Below are 22,875 nucleotides of genomic sequence, written 5' to 3'. Positions count from 1 at the left end.
CTAGGCAGCTTATTTTTTATGTTCCATTTCTCTAACAGTGTATCCAATGTTTTTCTTTGTATGCCGGTTATAAATCACGCTCAGAAAGGCAAAAGTATAGATGTAGCAGAAAAAGAAAGTGGTGTGGGATAGGAGCGAGGAGAGTGAAGTAATGAATGCCCGATAACATGAGAAAAGCAATAGGTGTAATTCTCCTTGTTTCTTTACTAAGTGTAGGCTTTTGCAAGCCATTTAAAGAATATTTACTGATTCCGGCGCAAACGAGCGTCTTTGAAAACCAGACACAGGCCGTTTCAACAAATGCAGCCATAAGCGCTGAAAAGGGCGAATTATCTGAAGCCTTTACCCTTAAACAAGATCACGGCCGAACAAGCATCACGGGACAAAAACAAGGCCGGTCAGAAGTAGTATATGATCTTGCCGGATTTCCCATTAAAAAAACGAAAGTACGCGTCCTTCCTGAATTGAAGGTCATTCCCGGCGGCCAGTCCATCGGTGTCAAGTTACATTCTGTCGGTGTTCTGGTCGTCGGCTTTCATCAAGTGATGACAAAGGATGGAAAAAAGTCTCCGGGGGAACGAGCGGGAATTGAAGCAGGCGACATCATTATCAAAATGAACGGACATAAAATTGAAAAAATGAACGATATCGCCCCGTTTATTCAAAAAGCGGGCAAAACCGGGGAATCACTGGATTTATTGGTCAAACGCGATAATCAAAAAATTAAGACAAAGCTTATTCCGACAAAGGATGAGGCAGAAGGAAAATACCGGATCGGGCTTTACATCCGCGATTCGGCAGCCGGCATCGGCACCATGACTTTTTTTGAACCGAAAACAAAAAAATACGGCGCACTGGGCCACGTTATATCTGATATGGATACGAAAAAGCCGATCGTGGTTGAAGACGGAGAAATCGTCCGTTCAACCGTAACATCGATTGAAAAAGGGACAGGCGGCAATCCGGGCGAGAAGCTGGCGAGGTTTTCCTCAGAACGGAAAACGATTGGTGACATTAACCGAAACAGCCCGTTTGGCATCTTCGGAACGCTGCATCAGCCGATTAAAAACAACATTTCTGATAAAGCGCTTCCTGTCGCCCTGTCAAATGAAGTGAAAAAAGGGCCCGCACAAATGCTTACAGTCATTGAAAACGACAAGGTAGAGAAATTTGACATTGAAATCGTCAGTACGACACCGCAAAAATTCCCGGCGACGAAGGGAATGGTGTTAAAGGTAACAGACCCGAAACTGCTGAAAAGAACCGGCGGAATTGTTCAGGGAATGAGCGGAAGCCCGATCATCCAAAACGGGAAAGTCGTCGGAGCCGTGACTCACGTATTTGTCAATGATCCGACGAGCGGCTACGGAGTTCATATCGAATGGATGCTTTCTGAAGCAGGAATTGATGTATACGGAAAAGACAAAGCAAGCTGACTGCCGGTTATCCGGCAGTTTTTTTATTTGTTGTGTTCTTCACTTCTTTCTGGGATTCATGTAAAATAAGAAAAGAAGATTTTTCGACAAATTCACGTTTCCTGATTTGTCAAACTTAATTTTTAGTCGAAAAACCTAGAAAATGCTAGAAAAACAAAGATATACCACTATTATTGGTAAATATGGATTTTTTAAAAGGGGAAGTAGTGGTTTTGTCGAATGTAACATGTAGCAGTCATAAAAGGTTGTGTCCTGTTAATACATTGGGGGAGGAAGAAACGTGGAGAAAATTAAAGTTTGTGTTGCTGACGATAATCGAGAGCTTGTAAGCCTGTTGAGTGAATATATAGAAGGACAGGATGATATGGAAGTTATCGGCGTTGCTTATAACGGACAGGAATGTCTTTCTTTGTTTAAAGACAAAGATCCCGACGTGCTCGTCTTAGACATTATCATGCCGCATCTTGACGGTCTCGCGGTATTGGAACGCCTTCGGGGATCAGAGCTTGCCAAGCAGCCGAACGTTATCATGCTGACTGCGTTCGGGCAGGAAGACGTTACGAAAAAAGCCGTCGATTTAGGCGCATCCTATTTTATCCTTAAGCCGTTTGATATGGAAAACCTTGTCGGGCATATCCGCCAAGTAAGCGGAAATGCCAGCAGCGTGACACACCGTGCGCCGTCAGCGCAAAGCAGTATCATCCGCAGCCAGCCGGAACCGAAACGGAAAAATCTCGATGCCAGTATCACAAGCATTATCCATGAGATCGGTGTGCCTGCCCATATCAAAGGCTATCTTTATTTGCGTGAAGCCATTTCCATGGTTTATAACGACATCGAGCTCCTCGGAAGCATCACAAAAGTCCTTTATCCCGACATCGCCAAAAAATTCAACACGACCGCAAGCCGTGTAGAACGAGCAATCCGCCACGCCATTGAAGTCGCGTGGAGCAGGGGAAATATCGACTCTATTTCTTCACTGTTCGGATATACCGTAAGCATGACAAAGGCAAAACCAACCAATTCAGAGTTCATAGCGATGGTTGCAGATAAGCTGAGATTGGAACATAAAGCGAGCTGAACGTTGATTTGACGGTGTTTCTCGCGTTGAATAACCGTCCATTCCGATAATTAATTTATTGCAGTTCCGATGAATTTTTCGTCATAATAGCGATGAATTTATGCTTGTTCTTACGGAATACGTATTACTAAAAAGATCGCAGCGCAAATCATTGTGCCGTCCATTTATTGGACGGTTATTTTTTTGCCCATGTTTCGAAGTACATACGCATCTATAAAACGAGGAACGAATAAGTTTATGCTGAATTTTGCGGTTTGAAAAAGGCGCGGGTATTATCCAGTGAAGGTTCCTTTTTAAAGCTTAGCATAAATTTGGTGGGTTAGGTTCAGAAATGTGTGAAAAGCGGAGTGATAACGAATGTCAGACGAACACCTACGACTTTGTCTCCGTCTAAATGCATACGGGCTTAAAGGCGTAAGCTGGGAGCAGGGAGCGCCTTATCCCTGCTCGGCCTTCTTTCTTTTCGCTGCCGTCACTAAAACGATTTCACAACATTCTGATCTGAAAATTGGTGATCGATCATTTTGGCCTGGCTTACAAAGTTGTTTTCGATGACAATTCCGGTATTTAAACCTCCGGAACCGAACACTGTTTTTGAAGCGGTTAAAGGGCTGATGGTAAACGCGCCGCCGACATTGACAACTCCGTTTCCTGATACGTTGTTAATATTAATAGGGAAACCGATCATGCTATTTTGTCTCCTTTCCCTGCAATCTACTAACTATATGTACGCTTTTTTTGTAAATTGGATTAAACGGAGCGGCAAAAATTTTGAGAAAACAAAAAAAAGACCGGCTTTCCTGCAGCCGGATGGAGGTTGTCACCTCGTTATATCGTTTTTACCACATTTTGATCTGAAAATTGGGAGCTTACTGAATTTGTTGCGCTGAAAAAGTTATTTTCGATCACAATTCCCGTATTAGAACCCCCGGACCCGAAGACGCTTTTTGATACGGTTAACGGACTTATCGAAAATGCGCCGCCGACATTGACAACTCCGTTCCCGGATACGCTGTTAATATTAATAGGAAAACCAGCCATCATATACGGTCTCCTTTCTATGAATCTACTAACTATATGTATGCTGTTATTTTGAATGAGATTAAACAAAGCGGCAAAAATTTTATGGGTGAAAAAAACTGCCGGAAGCCCCGGCAGTTTCTTCTCATATAGGTTACTCCTCAAACGGCACCCAGCCGCGTGTGTTTTTAATCATTTCCCATAACGGATCAGGGAGGCGGTATTTTTCTTTATCAGAAGCTTTGATGACTTTTTCAATATCCTGTTCACGGCTTTCCTTAATTTTCACCGCCCATTCAGGATCAATTAAGATGACGCGTCCCAAAGCCACTAATGGAATTCCGCTTTCTATCACGGCCAGCGCTTCGTCTGCAGTATAGATGGAACCGACTGCAATCAGCGGCACTTTTTGACCGACACGTTCGTTCAGCAAATCCATTCGGGTCCGTGTAACATCTGCCCCGCGGCGTGCTTTGGAATGGACGTCCATCAGTGAAATATGCAAGTAATCCAAGTTTTTTTCTGCTAGCGCATCAACTAGCGTGAACGTTTCGGTCATTGTAAGACCCGGTGTTTCCGGTTCTTCGGGTGACAGGCGGTAACCGAGCACAAACGGAGCCTTTGCGTGTTCGGCGATCGCTTTTTTGGCTGCGTCAACGACGGCAAGCGGGAAAGCTAATCGTTTCTCAGCGCTTCCGCCCCAGCGGTCTGTGCGCTGATTTGTTTTCGGGGAATAAAATTGCTGAATTAAGTAGCCGTTTGCCCCGTGAATTTCTACGCCGTCAAAACCTGCTTCAATCGCTCTTCGCGTTGCGTCGCCGAACGCTTTTACGATATGTTCAACCTCTTGTTCAGTAAGGGCCCGGGCCGTTTGACTGCCGTTTTCTTCTGCACCGCTCGGGCTGACGACGTCTTCGTCCGGCACGAGCTCAGGAGGGCATTCCAATCCGCCGTGATGGATTTGAACAATGGCCTTCGCTCCTTGTGATTGAATGGTCTCGGCGAGTCTGCGCAAGCCTGGAATGTGGGAATCATCATGGATGGCAGGCTGACCCGGAAACGCTTTGCCGTCCGGTGTTACGTTTGCGCATGCTGTAATGACCATGCCCATCTCTTTTGACCGCGGGATAATGTAGCTGATTTCCCGGTCAGATATCGTTCCGTCTTCATTGGATGAATAGTGGGTCATCGGTGCAACCGTGATCCTGTTTGGTATGGTGACGCCGCTTTGAAACGTAAACGGTTCAAACAGCGGTTTGTATTTTTGCTTCATCATTTCGCCTTCTTCCTTAGGAGTTTGACTCGACAGTATACTAGCCCATGTTTGAATTGTGTGCAATTAATTTGCTTATGCTTCTTCCATTTTACGACCGGCTCAGCCATTTAAGCGTATGGAGCGGTTTTCTTCGCTCTTTTTCAGGGGCCTTATAACCGCCTGAAATCTGATGGCCGATCGAGCTGAATATAACAGCAGCAGCGAAAAGGAGGATAATTTTTTTCATATTCATATCTTCTTTCTTATCTTTACAAGGTTATTTATAAGCATACGCCTCCGAAAAAATCCCGTCAAATCGAATTCGTCATTCTTTGTTACACTTTCCCGCGGCGAATATCGTTCCGATCTGAATCACAACACTTAACAGAGCGCACACTGCGATAACTGTGTTGCTGTCCATAGAAGACACCCTCCTTTTTCTTAGGTTGATGTATCATATGACAGCTGTCTCTGTTTTGACAAAACTGTAATACCGTGTTTCATATTTTTCAACACAAAAAGCGCTTTTCTCAAAAAGCGCCGTCACGTCTTTTTCAGACGGTGTAAAGCGATTTGAACGGCGATTGCGTCATCCAAATAGCCGATCGGAAACATATAATCGGGGATCACATCCGTCGCCAAAATAAAATATAGCAAAGCGCTTCCGAGGATGGCGCGGTCTTCGGGCGGGGTCGATTCATCCATATATTGAAGGTGCATCTCTTTTAAATGATCAATAATCGGACCGACACTTCCTTCATTATCCATTTTCTTTTGGAACTCTTCACAAATGAGGCGATGGCCCTGCTGGGTTTTGGCATATTGCTCATATCTGGTCAGTTCACGCTCAATTTGTTCTTGCGTAAAAGGCTTATCAAACATTTCGGCCATATTCAGCATATCCTGAATCGCGGTCAGCGGGTCTTGGGATGGCGTTTCTTTGTCATTGCCGACATCTATGCCGGACGCTTCAAGTAATTCTTCGAGCGGAATATGCAGATGTTTCGAGAATTCTTGAAGGTGCTTTAAGTTGGCATTTTGCTTGCCGTTAATTATGCGGGAGATGGTCGCCGTGTCAATGTTTGTCAGTGTGCCGAGCTTTCTCATGGAGAGCGAGTGCTCTTCAAGCAATGATTTTAAAAGGGGGCCAAGGTCTTTGTTTCTTTTCTCTGTCAATGGGTGTCACCTCGTTTCCGCCGATATGATGATAAATGATCAATAAATTGATGAATACCGGGTACCTTTTCTGTGCAGCTGAATAGGATAGTGTAGATTCAACAGCATGACGTGTTGAAAAGACATCAAAGAATGGAGAGGGAATATATGGCTTGGTTATTGATTTTGGGATTGGCAGTATCATCAAGCATCGACAATTTAGGTGTGGGGATGTCTTATGGTATCAGAAAAATTAAAATATCACATGCAGCAAATATGATGATCGCTTTTATCTGTTTTTTATTCAGCTATATCGGCATTTATTTTGGGAAATGGATTTCGGCTATTTTACCAGGCTTTCTTCCCGTATTGCTGGCAGCCTTTATTTTATCCGTCATCGGCATCCGCATCATCCTGCTGGCCGTTCCGAGAAAAAAACAAGTGACAGCGTGTGTTGATGTTTCATCAAAAAAAGAAAGCCGTTTTTCCGGTCTGTTGAAAAACCCGGAGGCTGCTGATGCCGATGGCTCAGGAGAAATCGGCATGCTGGAATCTATGGTTCTCGGCGTAGCCGTATCAGCAAATGCACTCACGAATGGATTAAGCGCCGGATTAATCGGACTGTCTCCTGCCGCTATTTCCATCACCGCTGCTGTCGGAAGCTTCCTTACCATATGGATCGGCTGTATGTTGGGGAAAAAAGCTGCGTCATTGCGGATCGGGTCCTTTCATGTCGGGCAGTTCAGCACGGTGCTCAGCGGAGCGATTATTCTCATCATTGCCATTAATACACTGCTCTTTTAAGTTGTCCCGTTCATTCTATGAAAAACGCGAAATAAATATGAACGGTTTCTAAAAGGGGGGCGCTTGGATGCGCCCTCTTTTTGCTGAGAAGCGATTTTTTTCAAAATGAATAGAAAGTCGTCCGTTTCCGTTAAATTTTGCATATGCAGCCTTCCGATAGAGCCATTTTCATAGACTGATCAGCTTGCTTTCTTTCTAACTTCAGGTAATCAGCGGGTCTTGCAGCCCTTTTCTGAAATATGGAAAACCGCTGGGTGAAAGGGGGCGCCCTTTACAAAACGGCCATTCTGTTCAAAGATAAAGCCGAACAAGAAAGAGGTGGTCTAGTGAAGTCTGTCATTCTGCTGATCTTCACCGCATGGCTGTTATCAGGCTGCGATTACACCGCGGAGGCGGATTCAGCACCGTCATTTACACAGGAAGGGATCTATATCAAAACAACCGATCAAGATACAATCGCGGTGGAAATTGACGGCCAACGGCAAAAGGTAAAGGTGCCTCCGGCTAAGCGATTTGAATGTCAGTCTCTGCCTGAACATACGGCGGTACAAATCACCTATAAAAAAGAGAGCAGCGGACGATTACGTCTTGAGGAAATGAAAAGAGAAAACAACAAGTGACAAAGGGGAGGAAAAAAACGTGGGGTTACTAACGAAAAGCGCTGCCGCATTCGGTGCGGCTTTGATGCTGCTGGCACCGTCAGTCTATGCAGCCGAACCGATACAAGGAAAAACCATCTACATTGACGCTGGGCATGGCGGCGGGGACAGCGGAGCTTCGGGCAGCGGATTATTGGAGAAAAACGTGAATGCAGCTGTTTCAAATCGAGTCATAGCTAAACTGAGTGCAGAAGGCGCAAAAACGGCGGCTTCAAGAACTGACGATACCTTTTTAAGCCTGGAGGAGAGAGTGGCTAAAGCAAGCGCCAGCCAATCTGATTTGTTCGTCAGTCTGCACACGAATTCAGGCGTAACATCAGCGGCGGGAACTGAAACATATTTTAATTCGGCATATGAAGGAGCAAACAGTGAAAGGCTCGCTTCAGAAATTCAGCATCAGCTTGTCTCGTCCTTAGATATGAAAGACAGAGGCGTAAAAGAAGCGCCATTTTATGTTATTACATATTCAAAAATGCCGAGTGTGCTCGCTGAATTAGGTTTTATCACAAAAATCCTTCAGATGCGGACAAGCTGAAAAACAACAGCGGCCAAGAACAAGCGGCCGATGCTGTCGTAAACGGCATCAAAGCCTATTATGAAAATCAGTAATGTAAAAAGTGTGTAAATGGCGCCCTCCCTTCTTGCATAAACGATTATAATATAGAAAACCGATGACAAACACCTGAGGTGACATATGACAAATATCTTTGCCCATCGGGGGGCGTCGGGACACTATCCCGAAAATACAATGCTTGCTTTTACAAAAGCAATTGAGGCGGGCGCGGACGGAATCGAGCTTGACGTACAAATGACAAAAGACGGCCGCATCGTGGTCATTCACGATGAAGCACTTGACCGAACCACGACGCTGAAAGGCTTTGTGAAAGATACGGCGTATGAGAAAATCAGAACCGCCAGTGCCGCCGGCAAATGGAAAGATTCCTTTAAAGGCGTCAGAGTGCCGCTTCTGTCAGATGTACTGCGCTTGGCGGAAAAGGCTGATTTTCTGATCAATATTGAGCTGAAAAACAGCATATTCCGTTACGAAGGAATGGAAGAAGAAGTCATAAAGAAGGTCAGGTTTTACGGACTGGAAAAACGCATCATTTTTTCTTCGTTTAATCATGAGAGCATGGCGCTTTGTCATACACTTGCACCCGATATTGAAAGAGCGGTGCTGACAATGGATGTGATTCATCAGCCTGAACGGTACGCGGCAGCGATTCCGGCCTCGGGTTATCATCCGAAGCTTGGCACGCCTGCTGTCAGTGCGGAAGCCGTGAAACATTTGGCGAAGAATCAGGTGGCGCTGCGTCCATTTACCGTCAATCGCCCCGAAGATATGAAATGGCTGATAAAGGCGGGAGCCGATGCGTTTTTTACAGATTATCCCGAGCAGGCTGTTTCTGTAAGGGAAGAATGCGGCAAATAAGAAGGCTGTTTAAACAGTCTTCTTTTTTTAATGGGCAAAAATCATAACATCATCAGAGGCATCATATAATCAAACAGGGCGTTTTGTGTAAGCGTTATCTTTATCTTGATGAAAGTGAGGCAAAATTGTGGGGAAAACGGTAATCGTAAGTGCGGCTAGAACGCCGTTTGGAAAATTTGGAGGGGCATTAAAAGAGGTAAAAGCGGCCGAGCTTGGCGGTATTGCCGTAAAAGAAGCAATGAAGCGCGCCGGAGTCAGTACCGGAGAAGCAGAAGGAGCCGTCATGGGAATGGTCGTTCAGGCCGGCGCGGGCCAGATTCCGGCGCGGCAGGCTGCCAGGTTCGCGGGACTTCCTTGGTCCGTTCCGGCTGATACGATTAATAAGGTATGCGCATCGGGGCTCAGGGCCGTCACGCTCTGTGACCAGATGATTCGGGCGCATGATGCGGACGTGCTTATCGCCGGCGGAATGGAGAGTATGAGCAGCATTCCGTACGCTGTGCCGGCAGGCCGCTGGGGCGCTCGGATGGGAGACGGTGTACTTCAGGATTTAATGGTGCATGACGGATTGACATGTGCATTTGAAAACGTTCATATGGCCGTTCACGGGAGCCATGCGGCCAAAAAGTACGGCATTTCCCGAAACGAACAGGACAATTACGCCCTTCTGAGCCAGAAGCGGGCAGCGGCAGCGGCTGAAGCAGGCAAATTGGCAGAAGAAATTGTCCCCGTCACATGGACCGGCAAAAAAGGCAAAGAGCACACGGCAGCAGCTGATGAGGGGCCGCGCCCTGATACAAGCCTTGAACAGCTTGCAAAGCTTTCTCCTATTTTTACAAAAGACGGAACGGTCACAGCCGGCAATGCTCCGGGTGTAAACGACGGTGCGGGGGCCTTTGTGCTGATGTCAGAAGAAAAAGCCGCACAGCGCAATGTCAAACCGCTTGCTTCGATTCTCGGTTTCGCCTCTGTCGGATTGGAGGCTTCTGAGCTTGCAAGCGCGCCGGGGGAGGCCATCATCCAGTTGCTGAAAAAAACGGGCTATTCCATTAAGGACATTGATTTGTTCGAAGTGAATGAAGCGTTTGCGTCCGTCGTACTGGTAAGTGAAAAAATAGCCGGTTTCAGCCTCGATAAGGTAAATGTAAACGGCGGCGCGATTGCTTTCGGCCATCCTATCGGAGCAAGCGGCGCCAGAATCATCATGACTCTCATATACGAATTGAAGCGGCGCGGGGGCGGCTTAGGCGTGGCGGCCATATGCAGCGGAGCCGCCCAAGGAGACGCAGTGCTGCTTGAGGTGTACTGAATATCAAACGAAGGGAGAAACAAATGAAGATGAATAAGATAATGGTCGCAGGCGCGGGACAGATGGGGGCAGGCATTGCCCAGACTGCCGCAGAAGCAGGTTTTGACGTCATTTTATATGATTGGGAGCCGGCTGCAGTGACAAAAGGCCTTCAATACATACAAAAAAACCTGGAGAGAGATAAGGCGAAAGGGCGCAAGTCACATCTTGAGACAGACACCATTTTCAGCCGCATTTCTCCGGCCGATCTGGATGAAGCGGAAGCAGCCGATTTTGTCATTGAAGCCATTGCCGAAAACAAAAAAGCCAAAGCCGAATTGCTTCAAAAACTTGATCGTATCTGCCAGCCTCATGCCATTTTGGCCAGCAATACTTCTTCTCTTCCGATTACAGAGCTTGCGTCTGTCACCCGAAGGCCGGAGAAAGTGATCGGCATGCACTTTATGAACCCGGTTCCGGTCATGGAACTTGTTGAAGTGATCAGAGGGCTCGCAACATCTGATGAAACGACAGAAACGGTGAAGAAGCTTGCCTTTGAGATGAAGAAAACACCGGTGGAAGTCAATGACTTTCCGGGCTTTGTGTCCAATCGTGTATTAATGCCGATGATAAATGAAGCAGTTTTTTGCCTTTATGAAGGAGTAGCGTCAAAAGAAGCGATTGATGAGGTGATGAAGCTCGGCATGCGTCATCCGATGGGGCCTTTAACGTTAGCTGACTTAATCGGCTTGGACACATGCCTTTCCATTATGGAGGTCCTGCACACGGGGTTTGGAGATTCGAAATACCGCCCATGTCCGCTGCTCAGAAAATATGTAAGCGCCGGCTGGCTCGGCAAAAAAAGCGGCCGCGGTTTTTATGAGTACGAAAGGTAAGGTAACTATGGCAAAAATATGCGGGGGGCGGCAGCCGTGCATTTGACAGAAGAGCACATTATGATGAGAAAAATGGTTCGGGATTTTGCCCGTAAAGAAGTCGCGCCGATGGTCGAGATCATGGAACAAACAGATGAATTTCCAAGCCGGCTGATCAAAAAAATGGGCGCGGCGGGCCTGATGGGCATCCCTGTTCCAGAAGCTTATGGCGGAGCTGGCGCTGACACAGTGTCTTATATCATGGCGATACACGAAATCTCAAAAATCAGCGCGGCAGTCGGCGTTATTTTATCGGTTCACACATCAGTAGGGACAAACCCGATTTTGCATTTCGGGACAGAGGCCCAAAAACAAACATATATCCCCAAGCTGGCAGCAGGGGAATATGTAGGCGCGTTTGCACTCACTGAGCCGCAATCCGGATCTGATGCGGGCAGCCTCAAAACAACGGCGGTGCGAAAAGGCGGCTCATATATCCTTAACGGCTCAAAAGTGTTTATCACAAACGGCGGTGCGGCAGATCTGTATCTCACGTTTGCCTTGACAGATCCGGAAAAAGGAAGAAAGGGCATATCTGCATTTATCGTTGAAAAAAACACACCAGGCTTTCACATCGGAAAAAAAGAAAAAAAGCTGGGGCTTTTGGGTTCCAACACGGTTGAATTGCGATTTGAACACGCGGAAATTCCCGTTGAAAACAGGCTGGGTGAAGAAGGAGAGGGTTTTTCAATTGCCATGAAAAACCTTGACGTCGGACGGATCGGCATCGCGGCTCAGGCGCTCGGCATTATAGAAGCGGCTCTCGGCTGTTCTGTTGAATATGCGAAAAACCGGACGCAGTTCGGCCGGCCCATCGCTTCCAATCAGGCCGTCTCATTTAAGCTTTCGGAAATGGCTGTGAATGCCGAAGCGGCGAAACTGTTAGTCTATCATGCGGCAGATCTGTATCAGCGGGGGCTTCCATGCGGAAAAGAAGCGTCCATGGCCAAGCAATTTGCGTCTGATGCAGCGATGAAAGCAGCGACGGAGGCCGTTCAGATTCACGGCGGATACGGCTATATGAAAGACTATCCGGCAGAACGTTTATTTCGGGATGCGAAAGTGACACAAATCTATGAAGGTACAAATGAAATTCAAAGATTGATTATTTCAAAGTATCTTCTTCAATAAAAACAGAAAAGGAGCGAAATCATGGAATCATATTCTCCCGGTTTAGAAGGCGTCGTCGCAGTGGAAACGGGGATTTCTTTTCTTGATACACAAAAAGGAAACATTTTAATCAAAGGCCATGATCTGATTGAACTTTCTAAAACGAACAGCTACATGGATATTGTTCACCTCTTGCTGGCGGGCCGGCTGCCGAATTCAGAAGAAAAAGCGGCACTTGAAGATAACATTAAGCGCGGCGGGCGAATCCCTGAGGAAATCTTGCAGATCTGCCGCCTGCTGCCCCGAGATACTCACCCGATGGACGGATTGAGAACGGGACTTTCTGCCCTTGGAGGCTTTGACAAAAACCTTGACGACCGTTCGCCTTCTGAAAATCAGCGCCGCGTCTGTGAGCTATTGGGGAAAATGCCGAACTTAACGGTAAACAGTTATCGCGTTATAAACGGCCTGGAACCTCTGGCGCCGGTCGAGTCGTTATCATACAGCGCAAATTTTCTATACATGATTACAGGAAAAACACCTTCATCACTTGAAGAGGATATTTTTGACCGTTCCCTCATCTTATACAGTGAGCATGAATTGCCGAACTCAACGTTTGCCGCCCGCGTCATTGCATCCACACAGTCAGATATATACGGCGCTTTAACCGGAGCTGTCGCGTCGCTGAAAGGAAATCTTCACGGCGGAGCGAACGAGGCAGTCATGTATATGCTTCAGGAAGCGAAGGATAGAGGCGGATTCGAGCAATTGTTAACTCAAAAGCTGGCAAAGAAAGAAAAAATTATGGGATTCGGCCACCGTGTCTACATGAAAAAAATGGACCCGAGAGCGCTTATGATGAAAGAAGCGCTGAAAAAGCTGTGCGATCTTTCCGGCGATGACCGCCTTTATGACATGTGTGAAGCCGGTGAAAAGGTCATGCTGGACGAAAAAGGCCTTTATCCGAACCTAGATTACTACGCAGCACCCGTCTATTACATGCTCGGCATTCCGATTCCGCTGTATACGCCTATTTTCTTCAGCGCAAGGACCGTCGGTTTATGCGCTCACGTTATGGAGCAGCACGATAACAACCGGCTTTTCCGCCCGCGTGTCCGCTATACCGGAGCGCGCCTTTAAACAGATATACAAGAGAAAGGAAGATGAAAGATGACAGCAACCCGCCGAATGGATACGGTGATAGAAGAAATCACAGATTACGTGCTCCATCAAGAGATTGACAGTTCAGAAGCTTTCACTACGGCCGGACATGTACTGATCGATACGTTAGGATGCGGCATCCTGGCGCTCAGCTATCCGGAATGCACAAAGCTGCTCGGCCCGATTGTCCCCGGCACCGCCGTTCCGAACGGAAGCAGAGTCCCCGGCACGCCTTTTGTCTTAGATCCTGTCTTAGCGGCTTTTAATATCGGCTGTATCAATCGCTGGCTTGATTATAATGACACGTGGCTTGCAGCTGAATGGGGACATCCGTCTGACAATCTCGGAGGAATTTTGGCTGCGGCTGATTATATATCAAGAGTGCGTCTTGCTGACGGGAAAGAGCCGCTTACAGTGCGCGATGTCCTGGATGCGATGATAAGAGCGCACGAAATTCAAGGCGTGCTCGCCCTTGAAAACAGCCTGAACAGAGTCGGGCTTGATCACGTATTGTTTGTTAAAGTGGCAACAACCGCTGTTTGCGCAAAACTGTTAGGCGGTACAAAAGAGGAAATCAGCAACGCCGTATCTCATGCATGGCTTGACAATTCAAGTCTTCGAACATACCGGCATGCGCCGAACACCGGCTCGCGCAAATCATGGGCGGCCGGTGACGCAACGAGCAGGGGTGTTTATTTGGCGCTTATGGCATTAAAAGGAGAGATGGGGTATCCGACAGCTCTGACCGCCCCGGGCTGGGGATTTCAAGATGTTTTATTTAACAGGCAGGAAATAAAGCTTGCCCGCCCGCTTCAATCCTATGTCATGGAGAATGTCTTATTTAAAGTTTCTTATCCTGCGGAATTCCATGCCCAAACAGCGGCGGAATGCGCGGTTCTGCTCCATCCGGAAGTGAAAGAACGGATAGAGGACATCGATCGGATTACGATTCAGACACACGAATCAGCTATCCGGATCATTGACAAAATAGGACTGCTCAATAATCCGGCAGACCGTGATCATTGCTTGCAGTATATTACCGCGGTCGGTTTAATTTTCGGGGATATTACAGCTGATCATTATGAACAGGAAACAGCGTCAGATCCGCGAATTGATATATTGCGCGGCAAAATGGAGGTGACTGAACATAAAGCGTACTCGGAGGATTACTTAAAGCCGGAGAAGCGATCCATATCAAATGCCGTACAAGTACATTTCAAAGACGGCACAAGCACGGAACGGATAGAATGTGAATATCCGCTCGGGCACCGATTCCGCCGGGAGGAAGCCGTTCCGAAAATTCTCGCAAAGTTTTCCGCTAATATCAGCACTCATTTCTCATCAAAGCAGCAGGATAAGATAGAAGAAGCCTGTAAACACCATGACCGGCTTCAGCAGATGGCCGTCAATGAATTTATGGATTTATTCTGCGTATAAAAAAGGAGGATCACGAACATGACGTGGATCGTCAGCAGGCAGTCATCACAAGAGGAGCTTGCAGAACGGTTCCGCACTCTGATGACAGCGCCGGAGCTTTTGCAGATACCGGGCGCTCATGATGCGATGGCCGCTCTTATCGCCAAAAAAACGGGATTTTCTGCGCTGTATTTATCAGGAGCAGCGTACACCGCCAGCAGAGGACTGCCTGATTTAGGCATCGTCACATCGGCGGAAATGGCTGAGCGGGCAAAAGATTTAGTCCGCTCGTCCGACCTGCCCGTCCTTGTGGATATCGACACAGGCTTCGGCGGGATTTTAAATGCCGCCCGCACAGCGAGGGAAATGTACGAAGCGCGTGTGGCTGCTGTGCAAATGGAGGACCAGCGCCTGCCGAAAAAATGCGGGCATTTAAACGGGAAACAGCTCGTCCCGATAGAAGAAATGGCGCAAAAAATTCAAGCGGTCAAGCAGGCTGCGCCGACGCTTGCCATTGTTGCAAGGACAGACGCCAGACAGCAGGAAGGAATAGAGGGGGCTTTAAAAAGAGCCGCCGCTTATATAAAAGCGGGTGCAGACGCCATCTTCCCTGAAGCGCTCCAATCAGAAAGCGAATTCAGAGAGTTTGCCAAACAGCTCGGCGCCCCGATCCTCGCAAATATGACTGAATTCGGAAAAACACCGTATTACAGCGCAGAAGAATTTGCCGATATGGGCTGTCAGATGGTCATTTATCCGGTCACGTCACTCAGAACCGCGGCCAAGGCCTTTGAACGGATATTTCGTCTCATAAAGGAAGAGGGTTCTCAAAAAGAGGGGCTGTCACAGATGCAGACGCGAAAAGAATTATATGAAACAATCGCTTACCATGACTATGAAGCTTTGGACGATGCCATTGCCAAAACAATCTTGCCAGACGAGTAAAAAGCCCTTCTTTTCAAGGGCTTTTTTAAAAGCTATTTTTTTCTGAATCGGGGGCTTACTTGATTGCGTTTCCGGTCTCTGTACAAAATAAATCCGGCCAAAATATACAGGCCGAAAAGAAAAAATACCAATCCGGCTGAACCTTGAAGAAAAAGTGAGGGAAACGGAGCAAATGTATGTCCGAATAAAGCATCTCTCATCAGCTTAATGCCAAGCGCGGAAACAGCGCCGGGAATAACTAAAATCAAAAGCGCAGCAAGCCGGCTCATATTCAGAAAACCCCTTTATCATTTATATTTCCTTTATTGTCCAATTGAAAAAATATTTTGTCAAGAGAAGAAAACGTGGTAACATAAGGGTTGTGCAAATTATTGCAACGGAAAATACTGGTATGCAAATTATTTCATACAAAGGGGTATCGGGATGCAGAAGGTGCTGATTATAGGTGCTGGTAAAGGAGGCACAGCGCTCTTACAGATTTTGATGAAAACAAAGCTGATTCAAATTATTGCAGTTGTTGATCAAGATTCGGAGGCGCAAGGGCTGAAAGAAGCCAAGAAATATGGTATTGCAACCTCATCAGATTGGAAACCCTACATAACCAAGGAAATTGATATCATCATTCATACAACGGGCGACAAAGCGGTCATGGATGAGCTGCTGCGCGAAAAATATGAACAAACCACTGTCATGCCGGGAAAATTGGCGTACATGGTGTTTCAGCTGATGGAAGAAAAACAGCAGCTCATTCAAATGCTGAAGTCGCAAACCTATAAGCACGACCGGATTTTTAATTCAACACATGACGCAATGATTTTTATAGACGTCAACGAAACGATCATTTTATTTAATCACATGGCGGAAAAAATGGTCGGGCAAAAACGGGAAGACGTCATCGGCCGCCCGATAAAAGAGGTGGTAGCGAATACGAAGCTGCCGCGGATTTTAAAGACGAGAGAGCCGGAATACAATCAAAAGCAGCTTCTCGGAAAGCACTTGCAGATTGTCACTACAAGGCTGCCGATCATTGATGTAGGCGGAAAGCTTCTCGGCGCGTTATGCGTTTTTAAAGACATTACAGACGCAGTCGAGCTTGCAGAAGAGGTGACAAACTTAAAAGAAATCCGTACGATGCTGGAAGCGATTATTCAATCGTCAGACGAGGCCATCTCAGTTGTGGATGAAAACGGCATAGGCCTGTTAATTAATAAAGCATATACGAAAATGACCGGGCTTTCTGAAAGTGAAGTGATCGGCAAACCCGCCGGCACGGATATTTCCGAAGGGGAAAGCATGCACTTAAAGGTATTAGGGACAAGGCGGCCCGTCCGGGGTGTGAGAATGAAGGTCGGCCCTAATAAAAAAGACGTCATCGTCAATGTTGCCCCTGTTATTGTGGATGGCATTTTAAAAGGCAGTGTCGGGGTCATTCATGACGTGTCAGAGATTAAAACACTGACTGCCGAGCTGAATCGGGCGCGGCAGATCATCCGGACGCTGGAAGCAAAATATACGTTCGACGATATTATCGGCACGAGTGAACAGATGCTGGTCGCGCTTGAACAGGCGAAGCTTGGCGCGAAAACGCCGGCAACGATTTTATTGCGGGGGGAATCCGGCACCGGAAAAGAACTGTTTGCCCACGCTATACATAATGAAAGCGACCGAAAATACAATAAATTCATTCGCGTTAATTGTGCGGCGCTGTCTGAATCCCTGCTTGAATCCGAGCTGTTCGGTTACGAAGAAGGAGCTTTCACGGGTGCTAGGCGCGGAGGCAAAAAAGGGCTTTTTGAGGAAGCGAATAACGGCAGCATTTTCTTAGACGAGATAGGAGAGCTGACACAAAATACGCAGGCGAAGCTGCTCAGGGTGCTTCAGGAAAAAGAAATTATCAGAGTCGGCGGCACAAAAGCGATTTCTGTAAATGTCAGAATCATTGCAGCGACAAACGTCAATATTGAAAAGGCGATGGCGGACGGAACATTTCGTGAAGATCTGTATTACCGCATCAACCGCTATCCGATCTCCATTCCGCCGCTTCGGCAGCGAAAAGAAGATATCGAAGCATTAAGCGTCCGGCTTATTGAAAAAATTAATCAGGATTATGGCCGTAATGTGAAGGGGGTAGCCCCCGATGCTTTGCGTGCCTTATCAGCCTACCGCTGGCCGGGAAACGTTCGTGAGCTGGAAAATGTGCTCGGACGGGCCATGATATTTCTGGAGCCGCATATGGAGCGGATTGAACAGCAGCATTTACCTGTTTTTGAAACGGAACAAAAAGAAAAGAATGACGGCCAAAGTGATTTTCCTGATGTGGAAGGAGAAAAGCTGTCTAAGGCCGTTGAAAAATTTGAAGCCCATTTAATTCAAAAAACGCTTGAAAGGCATAAATACAATCGTACAAAAACAGCAAAGGCGCTGGGCGTCAGCATTCGAAATCTGTACTACAAAATGGACAAGTACGGTCTTGCAAATGACGGCATGCAATAAATTGCAGGGACAGCGCAAGCCGCTGCATGCTTTTTTAAAAGAGAAGGCCGAAAAACGCCTCTTGCACATATGGCACAGAACTTGCATCTAGAAAGAACGGATTCGCACAAGGAAGGTGGTACAAAATGAAGCTGAAAGACCTAATTGAAAAAGCTGCGGCAAAAAAAGTGAAAGCGGTTGCAGTGGCCCATGCAGCAGATAAAGAAGTGATTCAAGCCGTCAAAATGGCGGCAGAGCATCTGTCCGCACGATTTTTACTGACGGGTGACAGCGAAAAGCTGAAAGAACTTCTGGCAAACGAGCCGAAGTTTAATGCCGAAATCATACATGCTGATTCACCTGAAGAATCTGCGGCAAAAGCAGTCCGCGCAGTGCGTGAAAAAGAAGCGGATGTCCTGATGAAAGGGAATCTGCCGAGCTCGACCCTTTTAAAATCGGTTTTAAACCGTCAGGAAGGGCTCCGTTCGAAACGGGTGTTATCCCATGTAGCGGTTTTTGAGGTGCCGGACTATGACAGACTGATATATGTCACCGATTCAGCGCTGAACATTGCCCCGTCTCTTGAAGAATTGCGGCATATTCTGCAAAATGCCGTTCATGTTGCACATTCAGTAGGAAATCATATGCCAAAAGCGGCAGTACTTGCCGCCATTGAAACCGTTAATCCGAAAATGGAGGCAACGCTGAATGCGGCAGCGATCGTCCAGATGTGCAATAGAGGACAGATTACAGGCTGTGTTGCAGATGGACCGCTTGCCTTGGATAATGCCGTCTCAGCGGCAGCGGCAGCGCAAAAAAATATTTCCGGAAGCGTAGCGGGCCAGGCAGACATTTTGCTCGTCCCATCAATTGAAGCGGGCAATATGCTTTATAAGTCAATGATTTATTTTGCCAAGGCGAACGTCGCGGGCGTTATCACGGGTGCGAAGGCTCCGATTGCATTAACGAGCAGAGCGGATACCGCAGAAAATAAACTGTATTCCATTGCGCTTGCCATTTGCGCATCACAAGAACAGTAGGAGGAACGAACATGGAAATTTTTAAATATATGGAGCAATACGATTACGAACAGCTGGTATTCTGCCAAGATGAGCAGTCAGGTTTAAAAGCGATCATCGCGATTCACGATACGACGCTGGGCCCGGCGCTCGGCGGAACAAGAATGTGGACATATGAAAATGAAGAAGCTGCGATTGAAGATGCGCTGAGACTTGCCAAAGGCATGACATACAAAAATGCCGCTGCCGGTTTAAATTTAGGCGGCGGGAAAACCGTCATTATCGGCGACCCGCGAAAAGATAAAAATGAAGAAATGTTCCGTGCGTTCGGCCGGTATATTCAAGGCTTAAACGGAAGATACATTACAGCAGAAGACGTCGGCACCACCGTTGAAGATATGGATATTATTCATGATGAAACCGACTATGTAACTGGAATTTCACCGGCATTCGGCTCATCAGGAAACCCTTCTCCCGTCACCGCTTACGGCGTGTACAGAGGGATGAAAGCTGCTGCTAAGGCGGCGTTTGGAACTGATTCTTTAGAAGGAAAAACAATTGCTGTGCAGGGCGTGGGAAATGTGGCGTATAATCTTTGCCGCCATCTTCACGAAGAGGGTGCTTCCCTAATCGTTACAGACATCAATAAGCAGTCAGTCGAACGCGCCGTTCAAGACTTCGGCGCCCGTGCGGTTGATCCTGATGAAATCTACTCGCAGCAGTGCGATATCTATGCCCCTTGTGCTCTCGGCGCCGTCATTAATGACAGTACGATTACACAGCTGAAGGCAAAAGTCATTGCGGGAGCGGCCAATAACCAGCTGAAAGAAGCGCGCCACGGCGACATGATTCATGAAATGGGTATCGTTTACGCGCCGGATTATGTTATTAATGCAGGCGGCGTGATAAATGTAGCCGATGAGCTTTACGGCTATAATGCAGAGCGGGCATTGAAAAAGGTCGAAGGCATCTATGGAAATATTGAACGGGTGCTCGATATATCCGCACGTGACGGCATTCCGACTTACTTAGCGGCTGACCGCTTAGCCGAAGAACGAATTGAACGCATGCGCCGCTCAAGAAGCCAGTTTCTTCAAAACGGTCAAAGTGTATTAAGCAGACGATAGGACTTGATCTGGAGGTGTGAAAATGTTCGAACAGGAAAAACGCATTCTCATTCTTAATCCAGGCTCAACATCAACGAAAATAGGTGTCTTTCATCATGAACGCTGTATTTTTGAAAAGACGCTGCGGCACCCCGAAGAAGAGCTGAAGAAATATAACAGCATTATTGATCAATATGAATTTCGTAAATTAAGCATATTGGAGTCTCTGAACGAACAGGGCATCAACATTTCAAAGTTTGATGCCGTTTGTGCAAGAGGCGGCCTGCTCCGGCCGATTGAAGGGGGCACCTATGAGGTCAACGATGCCATGATCTCCGATTTGAAAACCGGATATAACGGCCAGCATGCCTCAAACCTCGGCGGCATTATTGCCAGGGAAATAGCTGATGGATTAAATATTCCCGCCTATATTGTCGACCCTGTCGTAGTGGATGAAATGTCGCCGCTCGCCAAAGTGTCAGGGATGCCTGAAATTAAGCGGAAAAGCATCTTCCATGCGTTAAACCAAAAGGCTGTCGCCCGTCAAGCGGCGGCGTCTCTCGGCAAGCGGTACGAACAAATGAAGATGATTGTCACCCATATGGGGGGCGGCATCACAGTCGGTGTCCATGACTGCGGACGGGTTGCGGATGTCAATAACGGGCTTCACGGAGAAGGCCCGTTCAGCCCGGAAAGAGCGGGAACCGTCCCGGCCGGGGATTTGGTTGAAATGTGTTTTTCCGGCAAGTATACAAAAGCGGACATAATGAAGAAGCTTGTCGGTACAGGCGGGCTCTCCGGCTATCTCGGCACAACGGATGCGGTGAAAGTGGAACATCTTATTCAAGCCGGAGATGAACATGCCCGGCTCATATATGATGCCATGGCTTATCAAGTAGCCAAAGAAATCGGGGCGGCAAGCGCCGTATTAAAAGGAAAAGTTGACATTATCGTCCTGACGGGCGGATTGGCTTACGGAAAAAGTTTCGTTTCCGCCATCAGATCGTACATAGATTGGATTTCGGATGTATTCGTTTATCCGGGAGAAAATGAACTGCAATCGCTGGCGCAAGGAGCACTCAGAGTTCTGCTCGGCGAGGAGAAGTCAAAACAATATCAGATCAGTGAAGGAGTGAAAACAAATGGCGACTGAGTATGATGCGGTCATTCTGGGCGGCGGCACGGGCGGTTATGTTGCTGCCATCAGAGCGGCCCAGCTCGGCTTAAAAACAGCCGTAGTGGAAAAAGAAAAGCTCGGCGGAACTTGCCTTCATAAAGGCTGTATTCCGAGTAAAGCGCTGTTAAGAAGTGCAGAGGTGTATCGAACCGCAAAGGAAGCCGCGCAATTCGGCATTGAAACGGAAGGTGTCTCCCTTCGTTTTGACAGTGTGCAAAAACGTAAACAGGAGATCGTTGATAAATTGGCAGGCGGTGTCGCCCACCTTATGAAGAAGGGGAAAATCGATGTATACAATGGATATGGGCGTATGCTCGGCCCTTCTATCTTTTCGCCGCTTCCGGGTACGGTTTCTGTAGAGTACTCCAACGGGGAAGAAAACGACATGCTGATACCGAAGCAATTGATCATCGCCACCGGTTCAAGGCCGAAAATGCTGCCCGGTTTAGAAGCCGACGGAAAATATATTTTGACGTCAGACGAAGCGCTGCAGCTGGAGCAGCTGCCTCAATCCATGATCATCGTAGGCGGCGGTGTAATCGGCATTGAATGGGCGTCCATGCTGCATGACTTCGGCGTGGATGTCACTGTCATTGAATATGCAGACCGGATATTGCCGACAGAAGACCGGGATATTTCCAACGAAATGAAAAATCTTTTGACGAAAAAAGGAATTAACATTGTAACTGGAGCGAAAGTGCTGCCGGATACATTGGAAAAAACGGACGGCGTCAAAATCGAGGCGGAAAAGGACGGAAAAACCGCTTCCTATCATGCTGAAAAAATGCTCGTCTCCATCGGCCGTCAGCCGAACATAGAAGGAATCGGCCTTGAAAACACCGATATTGCGGTTGAAAACGGCGCCATTATGGTTAATGAAGCGGGTCAAACAAAGGAATCGCACATTTATGCGATTGGGGACGTCATCGGCGGCCTCCAGCTTGCCCACGTCGCCTCCCGTGAAGGCATCATCGCCATTGAACATATGGCAGGTCTCAATCCTGCTCCTCTGGATGCTGCGCTCGTGCCGAAATGTATTTATTCAAATCCGGAAGCAGCGAGTGTCGGTCTGACAGAAGAGGAAGCAGCTGCGAAAGGGCATGACCTCAAAATCGGCAAGTTTCCGTTTATGGCGATCGGTAAAGCTCTTGTATACGGAGAAAGCGACGGCTTTGTCAAAATCGTCGCAGACCGAAACACAGACGATATTCTCGGTGTACATATGATCGGTCCGCATGTAACCGATATGATCTCAGAAGCCGGGCTCGCCAAGGTGCTGGATGCTACACCGTGGGAAATCGGGCAGTCCATTCACCCGCACCCGTCTCTTTCAGAGGCGATTGGAGAAGCGGCGTTAAGCGCCGACGGAAACGCGATTCATTTTTAAAAGGAAGAAGGAGGGGT

At 47.4% G+C, this 22,875-nt stretch carries 22 protein-coding genes and 1 pseudogene; 17 read left to right on the top strand and 6 right to left on the bottom strand.

Translation table 11 applies throughout. From position 1 onward, the window contains the following. Positions 1–155 precede the first annotated feature (155 nt). The gene (gene spoIVB / locus AXI59_RS04225) at positions 156–1,436 is read left to right on the top strand and encodes a SpoIVB peptidase (protein ID WP_061527504.1); all 1,281 of its coding nucleotides are present in this window, start codon (positions 156–158) and stop codon (positions 1,434–1,436) included. A 280-nt stretch (positions 1,437–1,716) separates the two neighbouring features. Continuing rightward, positions 1,717–2,517, top strand: a complete 801-nt coding sequence (gene spo0A, locus AXI59_RS04220) for a sporulation transcription factor Spo0A (protein WP_061522003.1) — start codon at positions 1,717–1,719, stop codon at positions 2,515–2,517. A 475-nt stretch (positions 2,518–2,992) separates the two neighbouring features. On the opposite strand, the gene AXI59_RS04215 is transcribed toward spo0A, so the two are convergent. The 5 genes from AXI59_RS04215 to AXI59_RS04200 all read right to left on the bottom strand — a co-directional run bounded on the left by AXI59_RS04215 (position 2,993) and on the right by AXI59_RS04200 (position 5,968). After that, complete coding sequence (locus AXI59_RS04215; RefSeq protein WP_061522004.1) at positions 2,993–3,205, bottom strand: spore germination protein; 213 nt, start codon at positions 3,203–3,205, stop codon at positions 2,993–2,995. A 140-nt stretch (positions 3,206–3,345) separates the two neighbouring features. Beyond that, positions 3,346–3,558 carry a spore germination protein gene (locus AXI59_RS04210; protein ID WP_061522021.1) on the bottom strand — a complete coding sequence of 71 codons (213 nt, stop codon included), beginning with the start codon at positions 3,556–3,558 and terminating at the stop codon, positions 3,346–3,348. 133 nt (positions 3,559–3,691) lie between these two features. Beyond that, on the bottom strand, positions 3,692–4,810 hold the full coding sequence (locus AXI59_RS04205; RefSeq protein ID WP_061527555.1) for an NADH-dependent flavin oxidoreductase: 1,119 nt from the start codon (positions 4,808–4,810) through the stop codon (positions 3,692–3,694). 91 nt (positions 4,811–4,901) lie between these two features. Next, positions 4,902–5,039, bottom strand: a complete 138-nt coding sequence (locus AXI59_RS19950) for a hypothetical protein (RefSeq protein WP_167348358.1) — start codon at positions 5,037–5,039, stop codon at positions 4,902–4,904. 296 nt (positions 5,040–5,335) lie between these two features. Next, positions 5,336–5,968 (bottom strand): helix-turn-helix domain-containing protein, encoded by a 633-nt coding sequence (locus AXI59_RS04200; RefSeq protein WP_061527503.1) that lies wholly within the window; start codon positions 5,966–5,968, stop codon positions 5,336–5,338. A 147-nt stretch (positions 5,969–6,115) separates the two neighbouring features. Between AXI59_RS04200 and ytaF the strand changes: the two genes are divergently transcribed. From ytaF to prpB, 10 genes and pseudogenes are all read left to right on the top strand, one after another. Further along, on the top strand, positions 6,116–6,751 hold the full coding sequence (gene ytaF, locus AXI59_RS04195) for a sporulation membrane protein YtaF (protein WP_061522006.1): 636 nt from the start codon (positions 6,116–6,118) through the stop codon (positions 6,749–6,751). 326 nt (positions 6,752–7,077) lie between these two features. Further along, on the top strand, positions 7,078–7,371 hold the full coding sequence (locus tag AXI59_RS04190) for a hypothetical protein (protein ID WP_061522023.1): 294 nt from the start codon (positions 7,078–7,080) through the stop codon (positions 7,369–7,371). 19 nt (positions 7,372–7,390) lie between these two features. Then, a pseudogene (locus tag AXI59_RS04185) lies at positions 7,391–8,019 on the top strand (N-acetylmuramoyl-L-alanine amidase family protein). An 85-nt stretch (positions 8,020–8,104) separates the two neighbouring features. After that, positions 8,105–8,842 carry a glycerophosphodiester phosphodiesterase gene (locus AXI59_RS04180; protein WP_061522007.1) on the top strand — a complete coding sequence of 246 codons (738 nt, stop codon included), beginning with the start codon at positions 8,105–8,107 and terminating at the stop codon, positions 8,840–8,842. Positions 8,843–8,969: 127 nt separating this feature from the next. Then, complete coding sequence (locus tag AXI59_RS04175; RefSeq protein WP_061522008.1) at positions 8,970–10,151, top strand: acetyl-CoA C-acetyltransferase; 1,182 nt, start codon at positions 8,970–8,972, stop codon at positions 10,149–10,151. A 23-nt stretch (positions 10,152–10,174) separates the two neighbouring features. Then, positions 10,175–11,026 carry a 3-hydroxybutyryl-CoA dehydrogenase gene (locus AXI59_RS04170; protein ID WP_061527502.1) on the top strand — a complete coding sequence of 284 codons (852 nt, stop codon included), beginning with the start codon at positions 10,175–10,177 and terminating at the stop codon, positions 11,024–11,026. Positions 11,027–11,062: 36 nt separating this feature from the next. Next, positions 11,063–12,196: an acyl-CoA dehydrogenase gene (locus AXI59_RS04165; RefSeq protein ID WP_061522010.1), complete on the top strand. Its 1,134-nt coding sequence runs from the start codon at positions 11,063–11,065 to the stop codon at positions 12,194–12,196. Between the two features lie 21 nt (positions 12,197–12,217). Then, positions 12,218–13,315, top strand: a complete 1,098-nt coding sequence (gene mmgD / locus AXI59_RS04160) for a citrate synthase (protein WP_061527501.1) — start codon at positions 12,218–12,220, stop codon at positions 13,313–13,315. A gap of 30 nt (positions 13,316–13,345) precedes the next feature. Beyond that, positions 13,346–14,773: a bifunctional 2-methylcitrate dehydratase/aconitate hydratase gene (locus AXI59_RS04155; RefSeq protein ID WP_061527500.1), complete on the top strand. Its 1,428-nt coding sequence runs from the start codon at positions 13,346–13,348 to the stop codon at positions 14,771–14,773. An 18-nt stretch (positions 14,774–14,791) separates the two neighbouring features. Next, positions 14,792–15,697 (top strand): methylisocitrate lyase, encoded by a 906-nt coding sequence (prpB, locus tag AXI59_RS04150; RefSeq protein WP_061527499.1) that lies wholly within the window; start codon positions 14,792–14,794, stop codon positions 15,695–15,697. Between the two features lie 32 nt (positions 15,698–15,729). On the opposite strand, the gene AXI59_RS04145 is transcribed toward prpB, so the two are convergent. Next, positions 15,730–15,966, bottom strand: a complete 237-nt coding sequence (locus AXI59_RS04145) for a DUF2627 domain-containing protein (protein ID WP_061527498.1) — start codon at positions 15,964–15,966, stop codon at positions 15,730–15,732. 154 nt (positions 15,967–16,120) lie between these two features. Between AXI59_RS04145 and AXI59_RS04140 the strand changes: the two genes are divergently transcribed. The 5 genes from AXI59_RS04140 (at position 16,121) to lpdA (ending at position 22,858) form a co-directional block, all read left to right on the top strand. Beyond that, positions 16,121–18,190 carry a sigma 54-interacting transcriptional regulator gene (locus tag AXI59_RS04140; RefSeq protein WP_061520825.1) on the top strand — a complete coding sequence of 690 codons (2,070 nt, stop codon included), beginning with the start codon at positions 16,121–16,123 and terminating at the stop codon, positions 18,188–18,190. Between the two features lie 125 nt (positions 18,191–18,315). Then, positions 18,316–19,209 (top strand): phosphate butyryltransferase, encoded by an 894-nt coding sequence (gene yqiS / locus AXI59_RS04135; RefSeq protein WP_061520826.1) that lies wholly within the window; start codon positions 18,316–18,318, stop codon positions 19,207–19,209. An 11-nt stretch (positions 19,210–19,220) separates the two neighbouring features. Continuing rightward, complete coding sequence (bcd, locus tag AXI59_RS04130; RefSeq protein ID WP_061520827.1) at positions 19,221–20,315, top strand: branched-chain amino acid dehydrogenase; 1,095 nt, start codon at positions 19,221–19,223, stop codon at positions 20,313–20,315. 22 nt (positions 20,316–20,337) lie between these two features. After that, positions 20,338–21,447, top strand: coding sequence for a butyrate kinase (gene buk, locus AXI59_RS04125; protein WP_061527497.1), 1,110 nt, complete (start codon positions 20,338–20,340; stop codon positions 21,445–21,447). Continuing rightward, complete coding sequence (lpdA, locus tag AXI59_RS04120) at positions 21,437–22,858, top strand: dihydrolipoyl dehydrogenase (protein WP_061527496.1); 1,422 nt, start codon at positions 21,437–21,439, stop codon at positions 22,856–22,858. Before buk ends, lpdA begins: the two co-directional genes overlap by 11 nt. Positions 22,859–22,875: the final 17 nt, after the last annotated feature.

Source organism: Bacillus nakamurai, from assembly GCF_001584325.1.
Taxonomy (GTDB): domain Bacteria; phylum Bacillota; class Bacilli; order Bacillales; family Bacillaceae; genus Bacillus; species Bacillus nakamurai.
This window is presented reverse-complemented; position numbering and strand designations above follow the sequence as displayed.

Excerpts from the sequence above, each read along its gene's own strand:
- spoIVB (WP_061527504.1), top strand. The coding sequence starts at position 156 with ATGCCCGATAACATGAGAAAAGCAATAGGTGTAATTCTCCTTGTTTCT.
- AXI59_RS04215 (WP_061522004.1), bottom strand. The coding sequence starts at position 3,205 with ATGATCGGTTTCCCTATTAATATTAACAACGTATCAGGAAACGGAGTT.
- AXI59_RS04210 (WP_061522021.1), bottom strand. The coding sequence starts at position 3,558 with ATGGCTGGTTTTCCTATTAATATTAACAGCGTATCCGGGAACGGAGTT.
- AXI59_RS04205 (WP_061527555.1), bottom strand. The coding sequence starts at position 4,810 with ATGAAGCAAAAATACAAACCGCTGTTTGAACCGTTTACGTTTCAAAGC.
- AXI59_RS19950 (WP_167348358.1), bottom strand. The coding sequence starts at position 5,039 with ATGAAAAAAATTATCCTCCTTTTCGCTGCTGCTGTTATATTCAGCTCG.
- ytaF (WP_061522006.1), top strand. The coding sequence starts at position 6,116 with ATGGCTTGGTTATTGATTTTGGGATTGGCAGTATCATCAAGCATCGAC.
- AXI59_RS04180 (WP_061522007.1), top strand. The coding sequence starts at position 8,105 with ATGACAAATATCTTTGCCCATCGGGGGGCGTCGGGACACTATCCCGAA.
- AXI59_RS04170 (WP_061527502.1), top strand. The coding sequence starts at position 10,175 with ATGAAGATGAATAAGATAATGGTCGCAGGCGCGGGACAGATGGGGGCA.
- mmgD (WP_061527501.1), top strand. The coding sequence starts at position 12,218 with ATGGAATCATATTCTCCCGGTTTAGAAGGCGTCGTCGCAGTGGAAACG.
- AXI59_RS04155 (WP_061527500.1), top strand. The coding sequence starts at position 13,346 with ATGACAGCAACCCGCCGAATGGATACGGTGATAGAAGAAATCACAGAT.
- prpB (WP_061527499.1), top strand. The coding sequence starts at position 14,792 with ATGACGTGGATCGTCAGCAGGCAGTCATCACAAGAGGAGCTTGCAGAA.
- AXI59_RS04145 (WP_061527498.1), bottom strand. The coding sequence starts at position 15,966 with ATGAGCCGGCTTGCTGCGCTTTTGATTTTAGTTATTCCCGGCGCTGTT.
- AXI59_RS04140 (WP_061520825.1), top strand. The coding sequence starts at position 16,121 with ATGCAGAAGGTGCTGATTATAGGTGCTGGTAAAGGAGGCACAGCGCTC.
- yqiS (WP_061520826.1), top strand. The coding sequence starts at position 18,316 with ATGAAGCTGAAAGACCTAATTGAAAAAGCTGCGGCAAAAAAAGTGAAA.
- bcd (WP_061520827.1), top strand. The coding sequence starts at position 19,221 with ATGGAAATTTTTAAATATATGGAGCAATACGATTACGAACAGCTGGTA.
- buk (WP_061527497.1), top strand. The coding sequence starts at position 20,338 with ATGTTCGAACAGGAAAAACGCATTCTCATTCTTAATCCAGGCTCAACA.
- lpdA (WP_061527496.1), top strand. The coding sequence starts at position 21,437 with ATGGCGACTGAGTATGATGCGGTCATTCTGGGCGGCGGCACGGGCGGT.